The following is a 22007-nucleotide window of genomic DNA, read 5'->3' on the forward strand; positions in this document are numbered from 1 at the left end:
GGTGGCGACCTCGCGGTAGGGGATACGGGACGGAATCGTCCCTTCCCACTATCGGTTGTCGTCCGGGTTCACTGAGGTGGTATCCGTTAGACCGAACTCACACGGTCAGCGGTCGGTGCGCGTCCAGGTGCTCGTCGACCTGGGCGGCGGACAACGGCCGGGAGAAGTGGTATCCCTGCGCGAAGCGGTAACCGAGCCGGTAGAGGGTGTCGGCCTGCTCGGCGGTCTCCACTCCCTCGGCGATGGCCTGCAGGTGCAGGCCGTTCGTGATCTGGATCATCGCGGTGGCGATGACCGCCTCTTCCGAGCGGCCGCCGATCCCATCGACGAACGACTTGTCGACCTTGAGCGTGTCCGCCGGGCAGGTGCGCAGGAGGCCGAGCGAGGAATGCCCGGTGCCGAAGTCGTCCAGCGCGATCCGCACGCCGAGCGTGACCAGGCTTTGCAGGGCGTCCAGCGCGATGCCGCCGTCGAAGACCGCGGTCTCGGTGACCTCGACGACCAGCTTCTCCGGGTCGAAGCCGGTGTCGGCCAGGGCCGCGCGCACGTCGGCGGCGAAGCCCGGCTCCCGAAGCTGGCGGGCGGACACGTTGACACCGATCTCGCCGGGCGCGGCGGCGCCGTAGCGCTCCTGCCACTCGGCGGCCTGCCGCAGCGCGGTCCGCAGGATCCAGTCGCCGAGCGGCACGATGAGTCCGGTGCGCTCCGCGATCGGGATGAACACGTCCGGCCCGATGAAGCCGCGCTCCGGGTGCTTCCAGCGGATCAGCGTCTCCAGCGAGGTCCACTCGCCGCCGGGCAGGGCCACGATCGGCTGGTAGACCAGCGAGAAGTCGTTGTTGTCGAGGGCCCGGCGCAGCTCGGCGCCGAGCTGGGCGTCGGCCGCCTGGTCCTGCTCGAGGCGGGCGTCGTACACGGCGTGCCGGCCCTTGCCGCGCTCCTTGGCGGCGTACATGGCCAGGTCGGCGCGGCGCAGCAGCTCCTGCGGGCTGGCCTCCGGCCACACCTCGGCCAGGCCGATGCTCGCCTTGACCAGCAGGTCGTAGCCGAGGGCGTGGACCGGGCGGGTCAGCGACTCCGCGATCCGGTCCAGGACCTCCGTCGCCTCGTCGCTGCGCAGGCCGTGCAGCAGCAGGCCGAACTCGTCGCCGCCGAGTCGGGCCACCACGTCGTCGGTGCGGACCGCCTCGCGCAGCCGGTCGGCGACGACGACGAGCAGGGCGTCGCCCACGGCGTGCCCGAGCCGGTCGTTGATCGCCTTGAAGTCGTCCAGGTCGATGAGCGCGAGGCTGAGCGTCTCGGCGCCGTCCATCGCGCCGCCGGTCGCGGCGAGCGCCTCGCTCGTCCTCTGCTCGAACAGCGACCGGTTGGCGAGGTCGGTGAGGGCGTCGTGGCTCGCGCGGTGCTCGAGCTGGTGTTGGAAGCGGTTGAGCTCCAGCAGGCTGGCGTCGACGCGGCGCAGCAGCCTGCCGTTCTCGGAGAGGGCGTTGATCTGGCGGGCCACCACCAGCGCGGTCAGCACGACCGCGGCCAGGGCGACGTTCAGCACCACGTGCCCCGCGCCGCTGCTCACCACCAGCAGCAGAGCGTCGGTGCAAGCGACCGCGACGTAGGTGACGATGCTGAAGGAGTCGCCCTGCTGGACGGGTACCGGCAGCCGGGCCGCCCGGCGCTGCCGGTCGGCCGCGAAGGCGACGCACAGCAGCGTCGCCGGAATGAACATCATCGAGCCGCTCAGGCCCGGGTGCAACTGCACGAAGATCGGGAAGAGCCCGCCGCCGGACGCACCGACCACCGCGCCGATGGCCAGCAGCCGCAGCGAGATCCGGTCGAGACCGCCGAAGCCGCTCACCGCGACCTTGAGGAAGGCGAGCGCGCCGACGAGGCCCAGCGCGGTCAGCGTGAGGATCGGCACGGCGTCACCGTTGCCGTCGTGCCAGGCGTCGAGCACCCGGGTGATGAGGTACCAGGAGAAGATTCCGAGCGTGACGGTGACCGTGGCGGCGTCCAGGAGGAACCGGACCATGACCCGGTCCCGGCGCCCGCCCGCGCCCACCGGCAACCACAGCAGGGTCCAGAGCAGGACGACCAGGGCCATCGAGTACGCGATCATGGTGGGAATGTCGTGGTCCTGATCCATGGCGCCGGGGTTCAGCGCGTAGTGCCGGGCATCGCCCGCGACACCGAGCACGATGAAGAGGCAGACCACGGCCAGGGAACGCCAGACGCGCGCGGTCACCCGGTCCAGCCCCTCGGCGGACGCGGTCTGCCAGCACGCCCAGCCCGCGGCGGCGGTGCCGACGATGGCCGGCAACCAGCCCCAGACGACCTGGGTACGCTGCTCGGCGTAGTTGACGGCGAAGAGTATGACGGAGGCCACGAGGACCGAGGCGGCCGTCAGCAGCACCGGAGTCGGCCGCAGCCGCTCCACCTGCCGTTCGTCGACCGTCATGCGGCGTTGCCTCCCGAGAGCTCTGGTGCTTCCGTCATCGCTATCGGTCGGACCGGGTATCGCATGAGCAGAACACCGCGTCCGGGAGGGCCGCCGTGCGGCCACGGAGCGGGGAATGTGGCAACCCATGCCGTGCACGTGCATCTGCAAGGCACAATGGCACCAGCATTCCCCCTGCCCCTCGGAGCGAACTGGTGAACGAACCCGACGACGCCGGCCTGCCCGGATCCCTCTGGGCCAGAATGAAGGCCGACCCGCAGTACGCACCGGAACACCTCGCCCTCGAGGCGGTCCGCCGGATCGGTCCGCAGGCCCGGGGCTGGGCCGAGCGGGCCCGGGAGGAGCAGCCGGGGGTCAGCGGCGAGGCCCTGGCCGATCAGGCCGTCAAGCGCTTCCTGAACCACGCCCGGCTCTCGGGCGCCGTCTCGGGCGCCGCCGGGCTGCCCGGCGCGGTGGTCGACGTCGGCGTCCTCGCCTGGACCCAGGCACGCATGGTGCTGCACATCGCCGCTGCGTACGGCGTCGACCCGGCCGGCTCCGAGCGCGCCACCGACCTGCTCGTCCTGCAGAGAGTGCACAAGGTCGCCGAGACGGCACGCCTGGCCCTGGGAGTGGCCGCGGGCCGCGAGCGGGCCAGCCTGCTGTTCGCCGGCGTCGCCGACCGGCCGCTCACCGGCGTGATGCTCCGGCTGGGCGTCAAGCTGGCCCAGATGGCGGGCGTACGCGCGGCCAAGCGGATGTTCGCGAAGATCGTGCCGGGCGCCGCCGTGGTCCTGGGCACCTGGGTCAACTCCGCCGCCACCAAGGACCTGGCCCGGCGCACGCGGGAGCTGTACGCGGCCGAGTCCTAAAGTCGCCCCCGCTCCCGACGATCTCTCACGGATATCAAGAGGTCTGTGCGACGAAGGGAGGAACGCGTGAAGCACCGCCGACGCTGGCTGCTGCTCCTGGCGCCCCTCCTGCTGGTCGGCTGCGGCGGGCTCAACGGCTCCTCGGCCACCCCGGCCGAGTCGACGTCCACGCAGGCCCCGACCGACAGCAGCGACGACTGGCTCGTGGTCGCCCAGGGCAAGGCCACGCCCTCGCCCAGTCCCACGAGCGGCGTGCCACCGTATCCGTTCCCGACCGTATCCGCCGCCACTGGTGTCTCGTCGCGGGCGGCATCGGCGGCGCAGGCCGTCCCCAGCTCGACCTGCTCGGTGCGCGAGGTGCACTTTTCCCGCATCACCTCGCTGGACGTCGTCGCGGGCACCACGACCGCGACCGCCACCTGGACCGACTTCAGCGGCAACAACCTCGTCGAATACCGCCTCACCGCGCTCAGCCAGGACCTCAAGCCCGGGCCGCAACGGGACATCGGCTGGGTGAGGGTCGGCTCGAAGGAAGCCTGCACGACGCTGACCGCCACGATCCGCAACCTCGACCGGAAGACCGGCTACGTCTTCTCGCTCGACGCGGTCGTGACCCGGCAGAGCGGCGGCGGCACCCGCGCCGGCACGATCATGCGCACGGGCGTCATCTACACCAAGTAGTCCGCGAGGCTCAGCCGCGGCCGGTAGCCCTGGTCGAGGGCGCGGGTCAGGTCCAGGACCATGCCGTCGGTGAGCTGATCGACGGCGTATCGGGTCAGCGACGGCGTCACCGCGGCCAGCCCGCGGACCAGCCCGGCGGGAACGTGCCGGACGGGAACCCCGAGCACCCGGCCGAGGACCTCGTCGCGCCGGTACGCCGTCGCGTCCGCGATGTTGTACGCCCCGGCGGGCCAGCTCAGCGCCGCCAGGCAGGCCGCCGCCAGGTTGCCCACCGAGGTGAGGCTCATCGCCACGTCGTCGCCGGGTAGCCACGCGTACCCGCCCCGGACGACCCGGCGCAGCCGCGGCAGCAGATGCCGGTCACCGTCGCCGTAGACCGCACGCGGCCGCAGGACGACCGCTCCCGCGGCCAGGGCCAGCCTTTCCCCGGCGGCCTTGGTGCGACCGTACGCGCCCCGCTGGCCGCCGACCGGATGGTCCTCGCGCACCGGCTCCTGGTACGGCCCCGGCCGGTACACGCTGGCGCTGCTCACCCACACCACCGGACGGTCCCCGGCCGAGCGCAGCAGCCGGGCCGTGCCGTCGACGTTGACCGCCCGGTAGGCCGCCTCGGCACGACGCCCGGGACCGGGGTCGCCGACGGCGGCGGCGAGATGCACGACCCCGTCGGCGCCCGACAGATCCGGAAGCTCGCGGGTGGCGTCCCACCGGACGTACGCGCCCGCCGGTCCCGGACGCCGGCCGAGACAGATCACGTCGTGCCCGGCGGATGCCGCGAGCCGGGCGACGGCCGTGCCGCAGAAGCCGGAGGCGCCGGTCACCGCCAGCCTCACGACGCCCGCACCACGAGCGACCGCCACGAGGGCAGGGCCGCGCGGCGGTCCACCCGGGCCCGGACCACCACCGGCCGGTACGGCGCCAGCGCCCGCAGCACGTCGCCGAGCTGGGTACGGGCCACCCGTGCCCCCGGGCAGGCGTGCGCTCCGGCGCCGAAGGCGAGCTGGGCGATCCGCGCCGGAGCCGGACGGCGCGGATCGGGGTCGAGGTGGTGTGCGTCCAGGGCGTGCCGGGCGACCAGCAGCATCCGGTCGCCGGAACGCACCGGGCAGCCGCCGGGCACGGGCAGCTCGCCCGGACCCGCCGCGACCCGCGGCAGCAGGGGTGTCGGGGCGGTCACCCGCAGGAGCTCGTCGGCCAGTGCCGGGCGGTCGGCGTACTCCCAGAGGCCGGCGTCGCAGGCCCACGCCGCGGCGCGCGGCACGACGGCGACCGTGGTGCTGACCGCGGCCACCGCGAGCATGGCGGCGAGCGCGGCGTGTTCCCCGCCGTCCGGCGCGACCAGGGCGGTCAGTTTCTCCGTGGCCGTCCGGGCCGCGGCATCGGCGCGCAGGCGGCGCAGGCCGGGCAGGTGGGCGCGGGCCGCCGCGTCGGCGGCGTCGCGGGCCGCCGCGGCGAGCGCCGGCCCGTCGGCCGTCACGCCGAGCAGGGTGGCGGCGGTGCTCCCGGCCAGCTCGGCGGCGACCGGCACGAGGTCGACCTCGCCGCCGCCGGCCAGCGGGCCGAGGAGGCGTTCGAGCAGCCGCGTCCAGCCCGGCCGCAGCTCGGCCACGCCCGCCGCGCCCAGCGCGTCGGCCGCGTCCCGGCGGGCACGGCGATGCTCGGCGCCGTGCTGGTCGAAGAGGAGCGCGCCGCCCGCCAGCCGCCCGGCCGCCCCGCCGGTGGTGCCGGGCGCCGTCCGGTCCAGCGGCACCCGGGTGAGAGCCGCGACGAAGGCGGCTCGGTCGTGGACGAGCAGCGTGCCGCCCAGCCGCAGCACGGGACGCCGGCGGGTGGCCGCGAGCAGGGCGAACAGCACCGGGTGGCTGCCGAGGTAGACCCTGCGGTCCCGGGTACGGGCGTTCATCGCACGTGCACCGTTTCGCCGGTGGGCCGGTACCGCCGGTCCCAGTGCCACAGCAGCGTGCGGCGCGGGCCCCAGCCGCGCAGCCGTCGCAGGCTCGTCTCGACGACCAGGTTGTCGGCGCGGATGATCCGGCCGCTGTGCTCGCGGGCCCGGTTGAGCAGCGTCACGTCCTCGGCGCCGTCCTCCAGGGCCTCGCGGGGGGTGCCGCCGCAGCGCTCGTACAGGTCCGCGGTGACCGCCAGGTTGTGGCCGTGGACCAGCACGAACGGCGCCCGCGCGGTCGTCGAGCGGTGCTGCCACCGGCCGATGCGGGCCGCGGCGCGCACCACGGCGGGATAGATTCTGCGTTGCGCCCAGGTGGGGTTCTCGTCGCGGCGGGGAACGCTGCGGCCGCACGCCAGCTCCACCCGGTCGAGCAGGGACCGGCCGGTCGCGACCCAGTCCCGGGCGGGCAGGCAGTCGGCGTCCGTGCGCAGCAGCTTCGTGGCGCCTCCCGCGATGGCGTACCGGAATCCGGTGTCGGCGGCGGTGCCCGCGCCCGGCCGGGTCTCGGTCACCACCCGGACGTCGCCGGCGAATCCGGCCGCGAGAGTCGCGGTCCCGTCGGTGGACGCGTTGTCGACGACGACCAGCGTGAAGTCGCGGTCGGACTGGGCGGCGAGCGCGGCCAGCGTCCCGGGCAGCAGCCGCGCCTCGTTGTAGGCGGGGACCACCACGGCGAGCTCCCTCATGAGAGCGCCGCCAGGCGTGCCGCCGCGGCCCGGTCCGGCTTGCGGGACCGGCCGGAAAGGGGGACCTGGGCGAGCACCACCGCGTCGGGGCGGGCCGAGCCCATCCGCTGGAGTGGGGCGCGCAGGGCCGCCCGCACCGTGTCGGCGGGAACGCCGGCTGCGGGCTGCACCACCGCGACCACCCGCTCGTCGCCGTCGCCGTGCGGCACGCCCACGATCACCGCCAGCTCGACGCCGGGTACGTGCAGCGCGGGCTCGTAAAGTCCGGGATAGATGTTCTCGGCGCCGCGCAGGATCATGTCCTTGCAGCGGCCGCCGAGCACTACCCGGGCGCTCTCCACCCGGCCGACGTCGCCGGTGGAGATCCACTCCTGCGGCGCTTCGCCGAGGTAGCGGTGCGCGGCGTTCGACCCGGCGAGCTGGAGCTGGCCCCGCTCGTCGGTGCGGGCGCGCACGCCGGGCACCAGCGCGCCGACCAGGTCGCCGGCGCCGGCGAACGCGGCCTTCTCGGTGGCTTCCACGGCCGCGGCGGGAAAGATCTCGGTGAGCGCGTACACGCCCCAGGCCTCGTCCGCACCCGCCTTCCGAACCCGCGCGAGCAGCTCCGCGCTGACCGGGGCGGAGCCGCTGTAGACCCGCCCGGTGAACCGGATGCCGGCGGCGAGCGCGGCGCGTACCTGCGGCGGCGTCAGATAGGTCGCCTGGGGTGCCAAGCGGGCCGCCTGCCGCACCAGCCGGCCCGGGCGGCGGGCCGGCAGCGCGACCGGTGCCCCCGCCGTCAGCGCGGGGACGAGGACGAAGAACGTGCCGCCCAGCACCGGCCGGTCCGGTTGCGCGCGGACCAGGTCGTGCACGGTACGGAGGCCCGCGCTCAGGCCGGCCCGGGTGTGCACCACGGCCCGCGGCCGGCTGGTCGTGCCCGACGTGAAGACCACCACCGCGTCGCCATCGCCGTCGAAGCCGCGCGGGACCGGCCCGGCCGCCGGCGCCAACGCCGCCGCGCCGCCCGGCAGCCGCCGCCCGATGGTGACGACCGGTGCCAGGGCGGAGAGCTCGGGCAGGGCGAGCCGGGCGCGGCGGGCCAGCGGCGCGGCCCAGCCCGCGACGGCCTGCGCCGCCGCGTCGGCGAGGACCAGCCTCGGCTCGGCCCGGGCCAGCCGGGCCAGGAGCACGTCCGGGCCCGCGGTCGGATCCAGCACGGCGACCCGCAGGCCCAGGTGGTACGCCGCCAGCAGGACGGCGAGCGAGTGCGGCCCGGGTCGTACGGCGACGCCCACCGTGTCGCCGGCGGTCAGCCCCCGTGCGTGCAGGGCGGCCGCGTAGCCGCCGGTCAGCCGGCTCAGGTCGCCGCGGGTGGCGCGCACCACCGCTCGGCCGGTGCCCCCGCAGCCGAGCAGGGCCGGGCGGGGATCGTCGTCGCGCAGGCCCGCGATCAGATCGCCGAGCATCAGCGGGGGTCCACCGTGAGCGGGCCGCTGCCGCGGTCGAGATACCACCGGGCCGTGCGGACGATCCCGTACGCGCTCAGCCGCCGCGTCGAGTTCTCCACGACCATCGCCCGGCTGTGCCGGATCGCCGGGGTGGTGCGGCGTACCCGGTTGAGGAACGTGCGGTCGGTGGGGGAGGGACGACGGGGCATGCCGCCGCACGCCAGGTAGAGCTCCGCCGTGATCGCCATGTTGTTGCCCGCGTGCATCCGGTAGGGCGCCAGGTAGCCCTTCGCCCGGTGCGCCGGGCGCAGCCGCCCGAAGAGGGCGGCGAGCGCCACGAGGCCGCGGAACACCGCCCGGCCGAGCGGCCCGTGCTCGTCGCGCCGTGCGGTGATCCGGCCGCAGGCCAGTCCGGCGCCGCCGGTCAACGTGGCTCGCGCCGCCGCCAGCCACCCCGGCCGCGGCAGGCAGTCCGCGTCCGTACGGGCGAGCAGGGTGGCGCCCCGCGCGATGGCGTGCCGGAAGCCGGTGTCCACCGCGCAGCCGACGCCCTTCTCGGGCTCGACCAGCACATGGACGGGAAAGGGCGCCCGGAAGCCCCGCGCGATCTCCGCGGTGCCGTCGGTGGAACCGTTGTCCACCACGAGCAGCTCGAAGTCCGTGTCGGTCTGCGCCGCCAGCGCGTCGAGTGTCTGCCGGATCCGCGCCGCTTCGTCGTACGCCGGCACAATGACCCACAGGTCCGTCATGACACTTCCCAGACCATGGTCATCAGGCTCACGCCGCCGCCGAGGCCGACGAGGAGCACCCGGTCGCCGGGGCGCAGCCGGTGGTGGACCCGGGCGAGCTGCACGCCCAGCGTGGCGCTGGCCATGTTGCCCAGCTCGGCCACGGTGACCTCGAGCTTGTCGGCCGGCACCCCGGCCACCTCGACGAAACGCTGCAGATAGGGCATGGTCACCTGGTGCACCAGCACCTTGGCGTAGTCGTCCCAGCCGAGGCCGGTGCGGTACGCGACCCGCTCGAGCAACCCGGTCCCGATCTTTTCGAAGATGCCCCGCAATCTGTGCCCGTCGCCGGTGAAGTAGGTGTGCTCGTCGCCGCGCGGATGCCGCGAGCCGCCGCCGAAGATGCCGCCGACCGGCCAGTGCTCGGAGTGGGTCTCACTGTCGACGTCCACGATGCCGCCGGCCTCCACCGGCTCGACCAGCACGGCCGCGCCCGCGTCGCCGAAGGTGTAGCCGGCGAACGCCGTCCGCGCCTGCGCCATGCCGTCCACCGCCGGCCGCATGGCGCGGGTGGGGGTCTCCCCGGTGACGACCAGGGCCCGCCCCGCCCGGCCTGCGAGGATCATCGAGCGGGCCAGGTCGATGCCGTTGAGGAAGCTGTTGCAGGCGTTGGTGACGTCCAGGGCGTGCGCCCGGCTGCCCAGCGCCGCCTGCACCACGTGCGCCGTCGCCGGCTCCACCATGTCCCGGGTGGCGGACGCGAACAGCAGCAGGTCGACGTCGAGCGCGTCCAGCCCGGCCTGGGCCAGGACCCGCCGGCCGGCGCGGACCGCCAGGTCGGAGGCGTACTCGTCGGCGGCGGCGACCCGGCGCCGGTCGATGCCGGTGGCCTGCGCGAACATCCCGGCCGGCAGCGGCAGGCCACTCGCCGCGGCGACCTGCTGTTGCAGGTCGGCGGTGGTCACCTCCCGCTCGGGCAGGGCGCTGGCCACCGCGGTGATGCCCACGCGGGCGACGATCGAGGTCATGGGCGCCAGCCTTCATCATCGGCGGGCGGCGGTGCGTGAGTAGAACGGCTCAATTTCTCTAGGCCATAAGCTTCGCGACATGCAACCCATCGTCGACACGGTCGTGATCGTGGCGATCTGCGTGCTCGGCGCGGCCCTGGCCCGGCGGCTCGGCTTCATCGCGCCGCTCGTGCTGCTGGTGGCCGGTCTGTGCCTGTCCTTCGTGCCCGGCGTCCCGGAGATCCGGGTCGAGCCGGAGCTGGTGCTGATCGGCATCCTGCCGCCGCTGCTCTACGTGGCGGCGCTGCAGACCAACCTCGTCGCCTTCCGCCGGGCGCTTCGCCCCATTTTGCTGCTCGCCGTCGGGCTGGTCGTCTTCACCGCCTTCATCACCGGGTTCGTGCTGCACGCCCTGCTGCCCGAGGTACCCCTGGCGGCCTGCGTCGCCCTGGGCGCCGTGGTCGCCCCGCCCGACGCGGTGTCGGCGACGGCGATCGCCCGCCGCATCGGCCTACCCCGGCGGGTCGTGGTCATCCTCGAGGGCGAGAGCCTGCTCAACGACGCCACCGCCCTCGTCATGGTCCGGATCGCGGCCGCGGCGTTGCTCGGCTCGGCGGTCGGGTTCGCGGAGATCGCCGGCGAGGTCGCGCTGAAGGCCGGCGGCGGCCTGCTGCTCGGCCTCATCGCCGCGGTGGGCGCGGCCTGGCTGCACCGCCGGATCGTCGACCCGCTGCTCGACGACGCCGTCTCGCTGCTCACCCCGTTCGTCGTGGTGATCGTCGCCGAGGAGGTGCACTCGTCGAGCGTGGTCGCGGTCGTGGTGGCCGGGCTCTACCTCGGGCACCGGATCCCGTACCTGTTGTCGCCGACGTCGCGGCTGCAGATGGACGCGGTCTGGCGGCTGATCACCTTCCTGCTCGAGGGAGTCGTCTTCCTCCTGGTCGGACTGCAGCTCCGTGACCTGATCGGCCACCTGGAGACCGGCGCGGCGACCACCGCCCGGGTGACCGTGCTGGTGTTCCTGACTTTGGTGGCGGCGCGTTTCGTGTGGATGTACCCGGCCACCTATCTGGCCCGCCTCGTCCCGCGGATCCGGGCCCGCGAGGACCGTCCGCCGCCGGCCGTGCCCGCCGTCGTCGCCTGGGCCGGCATGCGCGGCGTCGTCACGCTCGCCGCGGTGCTGACCCTGCCGGAGAGCGGCGAGGTCCCCGGCGGATACCCGCGCGACCTGTTCGTCTTCGTGGCCTTCGCGACCATCGTGCTGACCCTGCTGGTCCAGGGCACCACGCTGCCGGTGCTGGCCCGGCGGCTCGGCGTGCACGAGGACGCCGCCGCCGAGGACGCGCTCGCCGAGGCCAGCGTCCAGCACGCGGCGAGCCGGGCGGCCCGCGAGCGGCTGGAGGAGCACGCCGACGGGGCACCCGCCTCGGTGGTGGAGCGGCTGCGCGCGCTCACCGACAGCCGGGCCAACGTCGCCTGGGAGCGGCTCGGCAGCCAGGAGCAGGAGACCCCCTCGGCGGCGTACGGCCGGCTGCGACGCGAGATGATCTCTGCCGAGCGGCACGTCTTCAAGATCGCCCGCAATGAGGGGCGGATCTCCGAGGAGGTGCTCAACCGCGCCCAACGCGAGCTCGACCTGGAAGAGTCCCAGTTGACCCGGAGTGACGATTGACCTGCCAGCATCTCGAGGACGCCGGCGACGCGATGCCGGCGTCGCCCTACGCGGCCGGCTGCCCGGAGTGCGTGCCCGCCGGCTTCGACGACTGGGTCCACCTGCGGCTCTGCCTGGAGTGCGGCTACGTGGCCTGCTGTGACTCCTCACCGCGGCGGCACATGTCGCGCCACCACGAGCGGACCGGGCATCCGGTGATGCGCTCGTACGAGCCGGGCGAGACGTGGCGGTGGTGCTTCGTCGACGAGGTGCTGGGCGCCTGATCCGGCGTGCCGTGCCCGCGCGGCGAAGTATCTGAGGGCAACCGGACAGTCGCGCAGACGTCACCCGCCACATCGGTGAGAATGACCGCTGACCGGCCGTAGAGGATTGAACCGCGCCCCGGTTGGGCATTCGTGCCCCGCCCGCGGCGAGGCCCCTCGCGGCCGCGGGCACCGACGGTCGAGGGTGGGAGCAGCACATGCAGGTGTGGCCGGGGCACCGGTATCCACTGGGGGCGACGTACGACGGGACGGGCACCAACTTCGCGATCTTCTCGGAAGTAGCCGAAGCCGTGGAGCTATGTCTGTTCGACGCGTCGGGGAACGAGCGCAAGGTCCAGTTGCACGAGCAGGACGCCTTCGTGTGGCACGCCTACCTGCCGGGCGTGGAGCCGGGGCAGCGGTACGGCTATCGGGTGTACGGGCCGTACGACCCCTCGCGGGGGCTGCGGTGCAATCCGCACAAGCTGCTGCTCGACCCGTACGCACGGGCGGTGGACTCGGACATCGACTGGCATCCGAGCCTGTACGCGTACGACTTCGACAACCCGGATCAGATGTCCGACCTCGACTCGGCGTCGCACATGGCCAAGGGCGTGGTCGTCAACCCTTACTTCGACTGGGGCAACGACCGGCGGCCGGACATCCCGTACCACCACTCGGTGATCTACGAGGCGCACGTGAAGGGCCTCACCGAGCGCCATCCCGACGTGCCCAAGGACATGCGCGGCACGTACGCGGCGATCGGCCACCCGGCGATCATCGAGCACCTCGCCAAACTGGGCGTGACCGCGCTCGAACTGATGCCGGTGCACCAGTTCGTGCACGACAACCGCCTCGACGACCTGGGCCTGCGCAACTACTGGGGATACAACACCCTGGGCTTCTTCGCGCCGTACCACGGGTATTCGGCGATGGGCTCGCTCGGCCAGCAGACCCAGGAGTTCCGGGGGATGGTCAAGGCGCTGCACGCGGCCGGCATGGAGGTCATCCTCGACGTCGTCTACAACCACACGGCCGAGGGCAACCATCTAGGCCCGACCATGAGTCTCAAGGGCATCGACAACCGGACCTACTACCGGCTTGTGGACGACCAGCCGAACTTCTACATGGATTACACGGGTACGGGTAACAGCCTCAACGTGCGCAGCCCGCAGAGCCTCCAACTCATCATGGACTCGCTGCGTTACTGGGTGACCGAAATGCACGTCGACGGCTTCCGCTTCGACCTCGCGTCCACCCTGGCCCGGGAGTTCTACGACGTCGACCGCCTCTCCACCTTCTTCGAGGTCGTGCAGCAGGACCCGGTGGTCGGCCAGGTGAAGCTCATCGCCGAGCCGTGGGACGTCGGCCCGGGCGGCTACCAGGTCGGCAACTTCCCGCCGAACTGGACGGAGTGGAACGGCAAGTACCGCGACACCGTGCGCGACTTCTGGCGCGGTGAGCCGGCCACCCTGGCCGAGTTCGCCAGCCGGATCACCGGCTCGGCCGACCTCTACCAGGACGACGGCCGCAAGCCGTTCCACTCGATCAATTTCGTCACCGCGCACGACGGCTTCACGCTCAACGACCTGGTCTCCTACAACGACAAGCACAACGAGGCCAACGGCGAGGAGAACCGCGACGGCGAGAGCCACAACCGCTCCTGGAACTGCGGCACCGAGGGCCCGTCCGACGACGAGACGGTGCTCGCGCTGCGCGCCAAGCAGCGGCGCAACTTCCTCGCCACGCTGATGCTGAGCCAGGGCGTGCCGATGATCTCGCACGGCGACGAGCTCGGTCGCACCCAGCAGGGCAACAACAACGCGTACTGCCAGGACAACGAGCTGAGCTGGATCGACTGGGACAAGGCCGACGAGACCCTGCTCGAGTTCACCCGCAAGCTGACCGCGTTCCGGCACCGCCACCAGGTCTTCCAGCGGCGCCGGTTCTTCACCGGGCTGCCGGTCACCGCCCGTGGCGGCGGCGACCCGCTGCCGGACCTGGAGTGGTTCACCCCGGACGGGCGCCAGATGGCGGGCGACGACTGGGGCAACGACTTCGGCCGCGCGGTCGCCCTGTTCGTCAACGGCGAGGGCATCCGCGAACGCGGCCAGTACGGCCAGCGCCACGTCGACAGCTCGTTCCTGCTGTTCTTCAACGCCCACGACGCGCCGATCGAGTTCGCCACCCCGCCCGCCGAGTACGGCGAGAAGTGGGAGAAGGTCATCGAGACGGCCGAACCGTCGCCCGACCGCCCGAACGTGGTCGAGGCGGGCACCACGATCCTCGTTCCGGACCGCTCGCTCATCGTCTTGGACAGGACGGTTTAATGGCCCCATCCGAGCAACCCGCCGCCGCCCACGACCGGACTGAAGGCCGCCCATCCGGTACCTACCGCGTCCAGATCCGACCCGACTTCGGTTTCAAGAGCACCGCGGAACTCGCCGACTACCTGGCCGACCTCGGCGTGAGCCATCTCTACACGGCGCCGATCCTCACCGCCGGTCCCGGCTCCGAGCACGGCTACGACGTCGTGGACCACGCCCGGGTCAGCCCGGACCTGGGTGGCGAGCAGGGCCGCCTGGCGCTGCGGGCGGCGCTGGATGCGGCCGGGCTGGGCCTGGTCGTCGACATCGTGCCCAACCACGCCGGGGTGGCCGTCGCCGCCGCCAACCCGGCCTGGTGGGACGTGCTGCGCAACGGAGAGCGGTCGCCGTACGCGAAATGGTTCGACATCGACTGGTCGCGGGGCCGGCTGCTGATCCCGGTGCTGGCCGACGATCCCGCCGCGCTGGACGACCTGCGCGTCGCAGGCGGTGAGCTGCACTACTTCGACAAGCGGTTCCCGATCGCCGAGGGCACGGGCGAGGGCACCGCCCGGGAGGTGCACGACCGGCAGCACTACGAGCTGGTCGACTGGACGCGAGGCGACGCCGAGCTCAACTACCGGCGCTTCTTCGCCATCGTGGACCTCGCCGGGCTGCGCGTCGAGGACCCGGAGGTCTTCGACGCCACCCACCGCGAGATCCTGCGCTGGTACGCCGAGGGCGCGGTGCAGGGCATCCGGGTCGACCACCCCGACGGCCTGCGCGATCCCGGCGAGTACCTGCGGCGCCTGCACGAGGCGGCGCCGGACGCCTGGCTCGTGGTCGAGAAGATCCTCGAGCCGGGAGAGGAGCTGCCGGACTGGCCGGTCGCCGGCACCACCGGCTACGACGCGCTGTCCGAGGTCTGCGGCGTGTTCGTCGACCCGGCCACCGAGGCATTCTTCGACACTCTCGACCACCACCTCACCGGCGGCGAGACGAGCTGGCAGGACCTCGTCCACCAGACCAAGCACCATATCGCCACGACCCAGCTCGCCGCCGAGCTCGCCCGGATGTCCCGGCTCGTGCCGGAGATCGAGGGCGCGTCCGCGGCGCTCGCCGAGCTGGCCGCCTGCTTCCCGGTCTACCGCTCGTACGTGCCGTTCGGCACTCGGCATCTGGCCAGGGCGCGTGCCGAGGCGGGCCGCCGGCGTCCGGGCCTGATCCCTGCCCTGGAGCGGCTCACCGCCCGCCTGCGCAACCCCGCCGACGAGCTGGCGCTGCGCTTCCAGCAGTACACCGGCGCCGTGATGGCCAAGGGCGTCGAGGACACCGCGTTCTACCGCTGGACCCGCTTCACCGCCCGTAACGAGGTGGGCAACGACCCGGCGAAGTTCGGGGTGAGCCCCGACGAGTTCCACGACTTCGCCGACGAGCGGCAGCGGCGCTGGCCGGACGGCATGACCACGCTCTCCACCCACGACACCAAGCGCAGCGAGGACGTCCGGGCCCGGCTCGCCGTCCTGTCCGAGGTGCCCGGCGACTGGACCGAGGTGGTTCGCCGCTGGGTGCGCGTCGCGCCGCTGCCGGACCCCGCACTCGCCCATCTGATCTGGCAGGCCGCGGTCGGTGCCTGGCCGATCGAACGGGAGCGGCTGCAGGCGTACGCGTTGAAGGCGGCCCGCGAGGGCGGCGTCGGCACGAGCTGGACCCGGCAGGACGAGGAGTTCGAGGCCGCGCTGCGGGCCATGGTGGACCGGATCTACGACGACCCGGCCCTGCACGGCGAGGTCGACGGCTTCGCCCGGTCGATCACCGCACCCGGCTGGTCGAACTCGCTCGGCCAGAAGCTCGTGCAGCTCACCATGCCCGGCGTCCCCGACGTCTACCAGGGCACGGAGCTGTGGGACCACTCCCTGGTCGACCCCGACAACCGGCGGCCGGTCGACTTCGGCCTGCGCCGCGAGCTGCTCGCCCGCCTCGACGACGGCTGGCAGCCGCCGATCGACGCCGGCGGCGCGGCCAAGCTGCTGGTCACCAGCCGTACGCTGCGTCTGCGCCGGCAGCGCCCGGAGCTGTTCACCGGATACCGGCCCGTGTACGCCGAGGGCCGCGTCGCCGAGCACGTGCTCGCCTTCGACCGCGGCGGGGTGGTCGTGGTCGCCACCCGCATGCCGGTGGGATTGTCACGCCACGGCGGCTGGCACGACACCACGTTGTCACTCGACGGCCACACCTGGACGGAAGCCTTCACCTGCACCAGCTACGGCGGCAGTCGTCTGTCCGTGGCCGACCTGCTGCACACGTACCCCGTCGCCCTGCTGGTGAAAGAGTGACCATGGCCCTGTTCGAGGTGTGGGTTCCGGAGAAGTCGGTCAGGTTGCGGCTCGGCGGTACCGACCGCGAGATGGAACGCGGCGAGGACGGGTGGTGGCGCCTCGAGGTGCCCGACGCCGGCCCCGGCACCGACTACGCGTACCTTTTGCCGGATCACGACAGCCCGCTTCCCGACCCGCGGTCCAGATGGCAGCCTGAGGGCGTGCACGGTCCCAGCCGGGTGTACGACCACGCGGCCTTCCCCTGGACGGACGGCGCCTGGACCGGACGTCAGCTTCCGGGCTCCGTCCTCTATGAACTGCACGTCGGCACCTTCACTCCCGAGGGCACGTTCGACGCCGCCGTCGAGCGGCTGGACCACCTGGTCGAGCTCGGCGTCGACCTGGTGGAGCTGCTGCCCGTCAACGCCTTCAACGGGGAGTACAACTGGGGCTACGACGGCGTCTGCTGGTACGCCCCGCACGAGGCGTACGGCGGCCCGGACGGGCTGAAGCGCTTCGTCGACGCGGCGCATGCCAAGGGACTGGGCGTGGTGCTGGACGTCGTCTACAACCACTTCGGGCCCAGCGGCGCGTACGCGCCCATGTTCGCGCCGTACCTGAGCGCGTCGGGCAGCAACCCGTGGGGCGCCTCGGTGAACCTCGACGGCCCGCTGTCCGACGAGGTCCGCCGCTACGTCATCGACAGCGTGCTGGCCTGGCTGCGCGACTACCACATCGACGGCCTGCGGCTGGACGCCGTGCATGCGCTCGTCGACCACAACGCGATCCACCTGCTCGAACAGATGGCGGCCGAGGTGGAGAGCCTCTCGGTGCACCTGCGCCGCCCGCTGTCGCTGATCGCCGAGTCCGACCTCAACGACCCCACCCTGATCACGCCGCGGGAGGCGGGTGGCCACGGGTTGCATGCGCAGTGGGACGACGACGTGCACCACGCCCTGCACACGCTGCTCACCGGGGAGCGGCAGGGCTACTACGGCGACTTCGGCTCGCTCGAGTGCCTGGAGACGGTGCTGACCGGGGCGTTCTTCCATGCGAACACGTGGTCGAGCTTCCGCCGGCGCCACCACGGCCGGGCGATCGACCGGGCCCGGACGCCGGGGCACCGCTTCGTCGCGTACCTGCAGAACCATGACCAGATCGGCAACCGCGCGGTCGGCGACCGGCTCTCGGCGCTCCTGTCGCCGGGGCTGCTGAAGGTGGGCGCGACCCTGCTGCTGACCTCGCCGTTCACGCCCATGCTGTTCATGGGCGAGGAGTGGGCGGCGAGCAACCCGTGGCAGTTCTTCACCAGCCATCCGGAGCCGGAGCTCGCGGCGGCCGTGCAGACGGGCCGGCGGCGCGAGTTCGGCGCGCACGGATGGGCCGAGGCCGACGTGCCGGACCCGCAGGACCCGGCCACCTTCGAGCGCTCCAAGCTCGACTGGTCGGAGCGTGACAAGCCGGGCCATCAGGAAATCTTCGACCTGCACAAGCGCCTCATCGCGCTGCGTCGCCGGCACGCCGACCTGACGGACCCGCGACTCGACCGCGTCGACGTCTGGCACGGCGACCAGTACGTGGTGATATGCCGCGGCCGGTGCATCGTGGCGGCCAACCTGGCGCCGGTGCCGCAGACGGTGAGCCTGCGCTCGGTGCCCAGCAAGGTGCTGCTCGCGACCGAGCCCGGGGTGGTGCTCCAGCGGGACCGGGTGGAACTGCCGCCGGAGACCGCCGTGGTGGTGTTCGCCCGCTAGCAAGAGTCCCCGGGAACCGACCGGCTCCCGGGGACTTCGCTGTTCGCGGCCGCGGACTACGAGGAGGCGACCACGCTGGAGGTCAGCGACATGGCGCCCGTGCCGACCGCGCCGGCCCCGCAGGTTCACGTTCGGCGGCAGCTTCAGGGGCTCCTCAGGCGGTAGGTGCCGGTGTCCAGCAGCCCGGCACGGAGATCAGGGGCAAAGGGCCGCGGCGACCACCCGCTTGACGGCGGCTGAGCTGCGGGGTCGTTCCCCACGGAAAGGGACAAGTCCGGCGAAATCAGTCATCAATGCTCTCTCGATGGGCGTAGCGACGCGGTCGCCTGACCGGATAGCTCTGGCGGCGCAACCGCTCGGCAACCGAACCGCCGATCACGAGGCATTTCCGCGGCGAATCCCCGCCGGGTCGCGGCGGTGCGCCACCATGGTCACCATGTGGGGGTTCAAGCGGCGTCGCAAGCGGCGCAAGAAGCATTTCGGCGACTGCGGCGACTGCGACTGCGATGTCTGTGACATCCCGGGTTGCGACTTCAGCCTGCTGAGTACGACTCTGCTGGCCTTCTCCCGGTTCGGCGGCGAGCGCGGGACCCGGGTCTCAGGCACCGACCTCGCGGTGACGGCCGCGATCCGTGGCTACCGCCGGGTGTCCCCGCGGCTGCCCACCCGCTGCCGTTTCACGCCCACCTGCAGCGCCTACGGACTCGAGGCGGTGCAGCGTCACGGCACCCGCCGCGGCCTGCGGCTCACGGCCGAGCGCCTGCGTCGCTGCCGGCCGGGGGTCTCGTACGGTACCGCCGACCCCGTTCCGTGACCTTCGTCCGGCACGATGGTCCCTCCGCGACGGGGGACGGGAGTGCAGGGTGTCGACCATGGACGGCGAGCGGGGCCGGACGCCGGTCCGCAAGATCGTGGTACGCCGGCCGCCGCGGCAACGCGGCGCTCCCCGGCACGGGACCGGCCCCCGGCAACGCCGTGCCGAGCGGGCGCTGAGCGGGCTGCAGCGCACCTTCACCCGGCCCGACGCCGTGGTCCGCGGCTGGGGTGCCTCGCTGGCACCGTGGCGGCTGGCGGCCCTCGGCGTGGTCATCGCCCTGGTGCTCGGTTTCGCCTGGGTGCGACTGTTCCACATGGGCCCGCCGTCGGTGGAGGACCTGCGCCGGGCGGCGGGCGTCGACGAGTGGCGCACGCTGCCCATCGGCGTCAAGGACGACCAGCCGGGCGTCGCCTACCGCGACCCGCAGGGCGCCTGGAGCGGGTTCGACATCGACATCGCGTACATGATCGCCGAGGATCTGGGCTTCCGCCGCGACGACGTGCGCTTCTACGGCATCGAGAGCGAGGACCGGGCCCGCATGGAGGCCACGGACCCGCAGGGCAACCCGGTGCCGGTGAAGATGGTGATCGCGAGCTACAGCATCACGGCCGAGCGCGAGGCCATGCCCAACGTCATGTTCTCGGCGTCCTACCTGCACACCGAGCAGTCGGTCATCACCCTGCGCGGTCACGACAAGGTCGCCAGCCTCGAAGAGTTCAAGGACAAGAAGGTCTGCACCCTGTCCGCGTCGACGAGCGCGATCACCGCGAGAGCGTCCGGTGCCCAGCTCGTCCGACGCAACCGGGTGTCGGAATGCTTCACCGAACTGGCGAAGGGCGCCGTCGGCGCGGTCAGCACCGACGCCGCCATCCTGGGCGGCTTCAAGACGCGCGACCCCGGCCGGTACGACCACTGGGACCTGGGCGACGACAAGACCGAGGCCTGGGGCGTCAGCGTCGGCGACAACAAGGCGCTGCTGGACCTGGTCGACCTCAGCCTCTACCGCTCCTACGCCGACCCGAAGGACGCCCGGTGGGAGCAGGCCTTCCAGAACAACATCGCCACCGAGGTACGCGCCAACGTCGAGCCCGGCGGCGCACCCGTCCCGCTGGCCCGTGCCCAGCAGCCGCTCGCCCGCCGCCCCGACGTGCGTGAGCTGCCGTGGGAGGAGGTCACCCCGTGACCGTGGTGCGCACGATCGACCGTCCGCGCCGCCGCAGCAGCGCCCAGCTCAACTGGCTGTTCACCGCGCTGCCGGCGTTCCCGCTGGTCCTGCTCGTGCTCCGGCTCTGGTACCTGAGCCGGCAGGATCTGCCCACAATGCTGCTGCTGGTGCAGTACATCAGCCCGCTGGGCATGATCAGCGCCCTGGTGATCACGTTGATCTGGGCCGTGCCGGCGGTGGTGCTCGTGCTCCGGATGCTCGGCGGCATCCTACTGGTCAGCACCCCGGACTCGGAGGACGCCGGCCGCCGCTCGCTGATCGCGCTCACCGCGTTGCGCATGCCCGACTGGGTGGTGCTGCTCGCCGCGGTGCTTGCCGGCTTCACCTGGCAGATGCGCATGCTCCCCATGCTGCTCATGCTCGTGGTCTCGATTCTCGGGCTCACGGCCGTGCATCGTCACCCCGACGAGCGCCGGATGCTCGTGGTGGTCACTCTGGTCATCCCGCTCGCGCTCGGCGGGTTGGAGCTGCTCTGGCTGCGGCCCGGCATCCGGGCGGCCCTGGCCGCAGGCGACACGGGTACGGCCGTCCTGCTGCTCGCGCCGCCGCTGCTCGGCTGGCTGCTGACCGGGCCGGTGCCGGCGCGTGCCGCCCGGCTCGCCACCCACTGGCCCGCGGTCGGCGCGGCGCTGGTCGCCCCGTTCGTGATCGGCGTCGTCTTCCTGCGCGCCCCCGTGCTGCCCAACAGCGCCGTCGAGGTCCGCAACGGCAACGAGGCGATGCGGGTGCTCCGCGGCCAGCTCATCACCGTCGACGACACCGCGACCACGATCCTGAGCCGCGGCGGCGACGTCGTCTTCGTCCCCAACGACCAGGTCCGGTCCAAGACACTGTGCCCCGAGCCGGTACGCACCCAGCCCAGCCGGATCACCGTCCGCGGCTGGGCGGTGGACGAGTCGGCGCTGGAATGGGTCGCGCCCACCCGGCCGGTCGCCGACGTCGATCCCCGGTGTCTGGGCCGGCCGCTCGATCCGTGACGGTGTGCCTTTTTCCGCAGTTCGCGGACGCTTGTCCCGGCGCGCCGCCGACCGCGTGCAGACAGGCTGGACCGGACCTGGCAGGCTGCACGCCATGACCTTGCACCTGCGGTGGGCGGCCGTCACCGACAAAGGCCACGTGCGAAGCAGCAATCAGGACTGCTACTACGCCGGTGACCGGCTCCTGGTCGTCGCCGACGGCATGGGTGGGATGGCCGCCGGCGACGTCGCCAGCCGTATCGCCGTCGAGGCCATGGTGTCGCTGGACATCGGCATCGACAACGAGCACCAGATGGACGCGCTGCACAAGGCGCTCGAGGTGGCGAACGGGCGGATCGCGGAGGCGGTCGCGGGCGACGCGGCCCTGCAGGGAATGGGCACCACGCTGACCGCCGTGATCTTCTCCGGCGACCGCGCGGCGCTCGCCCACGTCGGCGACAGCCGCGCCTACCTGCTGCGCGACGGCCGGCTCAACCAGCTCACCAAGGATCACACCTATGTGCAGATGCTCGTCGACCAGGGCCTGATCCGGCCCGAGGAGGCGGCCGGCCACCCGCGGCGCGCGGTGGTCACCCAGGCGCTGCAGGGTGAGCCGGTCAGCCCGTCGTACGTCATCGTGGAGCCGGAGCCGGGCGACCGCTGGCTGCTCTGCAGCGACGGCCTCACCGCCGTCGTCGCGCCCGAGCGGATCGAGGCCGAGCTGCTGGCCTGCGACGCGCCGCAGATCTGTGCCGAGCGCCTGCTCGACCTCGCCCTGCACGGCGGTGGCCCGGACAACATCACCGTGATTGTCGCTGATCTGACAGTCGGCACCTGAGGCGTCCCCGCCGGTCCCCGGCGCAGGCTACTTGCGGGTGGACCGGGCTGCGGTACCTTACTGGCGGCCGATGACCGGCCGTCACTGGTTCGTTCC

18 protein-coding genes are annotated in these 22007 nt (G+C 72.8%); 11 read left to right on the forward strand and 7 right to left on the reverse strand.

Annotation, left to right across the window (positions count from 1 at the left end; all coding sequences use genetic code 11):
* Positions 1–97 precede the first annotated feature (97 nt).
* Entirely contained in the window at positions 98–2452 is a 2355-nt protein-coding gene (locus tag EDD30_RS30175) for a putative bifunctional diguanylate cyclase/phosphodiesterase (RefSeq protein WP_170208291.1), read from the reverse strand.
* Between the two features lie 242 nt (positions 2453–2694).
* Here EDD30_RS30175 and EDD30_RS30180 point away from each other — a divergent pair, with 242 nt between their 5' ends.
* Positions 2695–3303, forward strand: coding sequence for an EcsC family protein (locus tag EDD30_RS30180; protein WP_084557087.1), 609 nt, complete (start codon positions 2695–2697; stop codon positions 3301–3303).
* A 66-nt stretch (positions 3304–3369) separates the two neighbouring features.
* Complete coding sequence (locus EDD30_RS30185) at positions 3370–3984, forward strand: hypothetical protein (protein ID WP_071808232.1); 615 nt, start codon at positions 3370–3372, stop codon at positions 3982–3984.
* Here the strand turns inward: EDD30_RS30185 and EDD30_RS30190 are convergent.
* Genes EDD30_RS30190 through EDD30_RS30215 form a run of 6 tightly spaced genes read right to left on the reverse strand, consistent with a single transcriptional unit; the run spans position 3972 to position 9804 of the window.
* Positions 3972–4817 (reverse strand): NAD-dependent epimerase/dehydratase family protein, encoded by an 846-nt coding sequence (locus EDD30_RS30190; RefSeq protein ID WP_071808236.1) that lies wholly within the window; start codon positions 4815–4817, stop codon positions 3972–3974. The genes EDD30_RS30185 and EDD30_RS30190 overlap by 13 nt on opposite strands.
* The gene (locus EDD30_RS30195; RefSeq protein WP_123678586.1) at positions 4814–5887 is read right to left on the reverse strand and encodes a cytochrome P450 family protein; all 1074 of its coding nucleotides are present in this window, start codon (positions 5885–5887) and stop codon (positions 4814–4816) included. The genes EDD30_RS30190 and EDD30_RS30195 overlap by 4 nt, the downstream gene beginning before the upstream one ends.
* Complete coding sequence (locus EDD30_RS30200; protein WP_244945453.1) at positions 5884–6603, reverse strand: glycosyltransferase family 2 protein; 720 nt, start codon at positions 6601–6603, stop codon at positions 5884–5886. Before EDD30_RS30200 ends, EDD30_RS30195 begins: the two co-directional genes overlap by 4 nt.
* A gap of 11 nt (positions 6604–6614) precedes the next feature.
* Positions 6615–8066, reverse strand: coding sequence for a class I adenylate-forming enzyme family protein (locus EDD30_RS30205; RefSeq protein ID WP_123678587.1), 1452 nt, complete (start codon positions 8064–8066; stop codon positions 6615–6617).
* Positions 8066–8797, reverse strand: coding sequence for a glycosyltransferase family 2 protein (locus EDD30_RS30210; protein WP_071807743.1), 732 nt, complete (start codon positions 8795–8797; stop codon positions 8066–8068). Before EDD30_RS30210 ends, EDD30_RS30205 begins: the two co-directional genes overlap by 1 nt.
* Entirely contained in the window at positions 8794–9804 is a 1011-nt protein-coding gene (locus EDD30_RS30215) for a 3-oxoacyl-ACP synthase III family protein (RefSeq protein WP_071807744.1), read from the reverse strand. The genes EDD30_RS30210 and EDD30_RS30215 overlap by 4 nt, the downstream gene beginning before the upstream one ends.
* Positions 9805–9883: 79 nt before the next feature.
* Between EDD30_RS30215 and EDD30_RS30220 the strand changes: the two genes are divergently transcribed.
* The 9 genes from EDD30_RS30220 (at position 9884) to EDD30_RS30260 (ending at position 21911) form a co-directional block, all read left to right on the forward strand.
* Positions 9884–11455, forward strand: a complete 1572-nt coding sequence (locus tag EDD30_RS30220; protein WP_071807745.1) for a Na+/H+ antiporter — start codon at positions 9884–9886, stop codon at positions 11453–11455.
* Entirely contained in the window at positions 11452–11718 is a 267-nt protein-coding gene (locus EDD30_RS30225) for a UBP-type zinc finger domain-containing protein (RefSeq protein WP_071807746.1), read from the forward strand. The genes EDD30_RS30220 and EDD30_RS30225 overlap by 4 nt, the downstream gene beginning before the upstream one ends.
* 197 nt (positions 11719–11915) lie before the next feature.
* Positions 11916–14027, forward strand: a complete 2112-nt coding sequence (gene glgX, locus EDD30_RS30230) for a glycogen debranching protein GlgX (protein WP_071807747.1) — start codon at positions 11916–11918, stop codon at positions 14025–14027.
* On the forward strand, positions 14027–16339 hold the full coding sequence (gene treY, locus EDD30_RS30235) for a malto-oligosyltrehalose synthase (RefSeq protein ID WP_071807748.1): 2313 nt from the start codon (positions 14027–14029) through the stop codon (positions 16337–16339). Before glgX ends, treY begins: the two co-directional genes overlap by 1 nt.
* A 2-nt stretch (positions 16340–16341) precedes the next feature.
* Positions 16342–18075, forward strand: coding sequence for a malto-oligosyltrehalose trehalohydrolase (gene treZ, locus EDD30_RS30240; RefSeq protein ID WP_071807749.1), 1734 nt, complete (start codon positions 16342–16344; stop codon positions 18073–18075).
* A gap of 436 nt (positions 18076–18511) precedes the next feature.
* Positions 18512–18889 carry a membrane protein insertion efficiency factor YidD gene (yidD, locus tag EDD30_RS41605; protein WP_280526178.1) on the forward strand — a complete coding sequence of 126 codons (378 nt, stop codon included), beginning with the start codon at positions 18512–18514 and terminating at the stop codon, positions 18887–18889.
* Positions 18890–18947: 58 nt separating this feature from the next.
* Positions 18948–20075: a transporter substrate-binding domain-containing protein gene (locus EDD30_RS30250; protein ID WP_084556545.1), complete on the forward strand. Its 1128-nt coding sequence runs from the start codon at positions 18948–18950 to the stop codon at positions 20073–20075.
* The gene (locus tag EDD30_RS30255; RefSeq protein WP_071806546.1) at positions 20072–21094 is read left to right on the forward strand and encodes a cupin domain-containing protein; all 1023 of its coding nucleotides are present in this window, start codon (positions 20072–20074) and stop codon (positions 21092–21094) included. The genes EDD30_RS30250 and EDD30_RS30255 overlap by 4 nt, the downstream gene beginning before the upstream one ends.
* Before the next feature lie 94 nt (positions 21095–21188).
* Positions 21189–21911 (forward strand): PP2C family protein-serine/threonine phosphatase, encoded by a 723-nt coding sequence (locus EDD30_RS30260; protein ID WP_071806545.1) that lies wholly within the window; start codon positions 21189–21191, stop codon positions 21909–21911.
* Positions 21912–22007: the final 96 nt, after the last annotated feature.

It is taken from the genome of Couchioplanes caeruleus, assembly GCF_003751945.1.
GTDB lineage: Bacteria > Actinomycetota > Actinomycetes > Mycobacteriales > Micromonosporaceae > Actinoplanes > Actinoplanes caeruleus.

Excerpts from the sequence above, each read along its gene's own strand:
- EDD30_RS30175 (WP_170208291.1), bottom strand. The coding sequence starts at position 2,452 with ATGACGGTCGACGAACGGCAGGTGGAGCGGCTGCGGCCGACTCCGGTG.
- EDD30_RS30180 (WP_084557087.1), top strand. The coding sequence starts at position 2,695 with ATGAAGGCCGACCCGCAGTACGCACCGGAACACCTCGCCCTCGAGGCG.
- EDD30_RS30195 (WP_123678586.1), bottom strand. The coding sequence starts at position 5,887 with ATGAACGCCCGTACCCGGGACCGCAGGGTCTACCTCGGCAGCCACCCG.
- EDD30_RS30205 (WP_123678587.1), bottom strand. The coding sequence starts at position 8,066 with ATGCTCGGCGATCTGATCGCGGGCCTGCGCGACGACGATCCCCGCCCG.
- EDD30_RS30210 (WP_071807743.1), bottom strand. The coding sequence starts at position 8,797 with ATGACGGACCTGTGGGTCATTGTGCCGGCGTACGACGAAGCGGCGCGG.
- EDD30_RS30215 (WP_071807744.1), bottom strand. The coding sequence starts at position 9,804 with ATGACCTCGATCGTCGCCCGCGTGGGCATCACCGCGGTGGCCAGCGCC.
- EDD30_RS30220 (WP_071807745.1), top strand. The coding sequence starts at position 9,884 with ATGCAACCCATCGTCGACACGGTCGTGATCGTGGCGATCTGCGTGCTC.
- glgX (WP_071807747.1), top strand. The coding sequence starts at position 11,916 with ATGCAGGTGTGGCCGGGGCACCGGTATCCACTGGGGGCGACGTACGAC.
- treY (WP_071807748.1), top strand. The coding sequence starts at position 14,027 with ATGGCCCCATCCGAGCAACCCGCCGCCGCCCACGACCGGACTGAAGGC.
- treZ (WP_071807749.1), top strand. The coding sequence starts at position 16,342 with ATGGCCCTGTTCGAGGTGTGGGTTCCGGAGAAGTCGGTCAGGTTGCGG.
- yidD (WP_280526178.1), top strand. The coding sequence starts at position 18,512 with ATGTGGGGGTTCAAGCGGCGTCGCAAGCGGCGCAAGAAGCATTTCGGC.
- EDD30_RS30250 (WP_084556545.1), top strand. The coding sequence starts at position 18,948 with ATGGACGGCGAGCGGGGCCGGACGCCGGTCCGCAAGATCGTGGTACGC.
- EDD30_RS30260 (WP_071806545.1), top strand. The coding sequence starts at position 21,189 with ATGACCTTGCACCTGCGGTGGGCGGCCGTCACCGACAAAGGCCACGTG.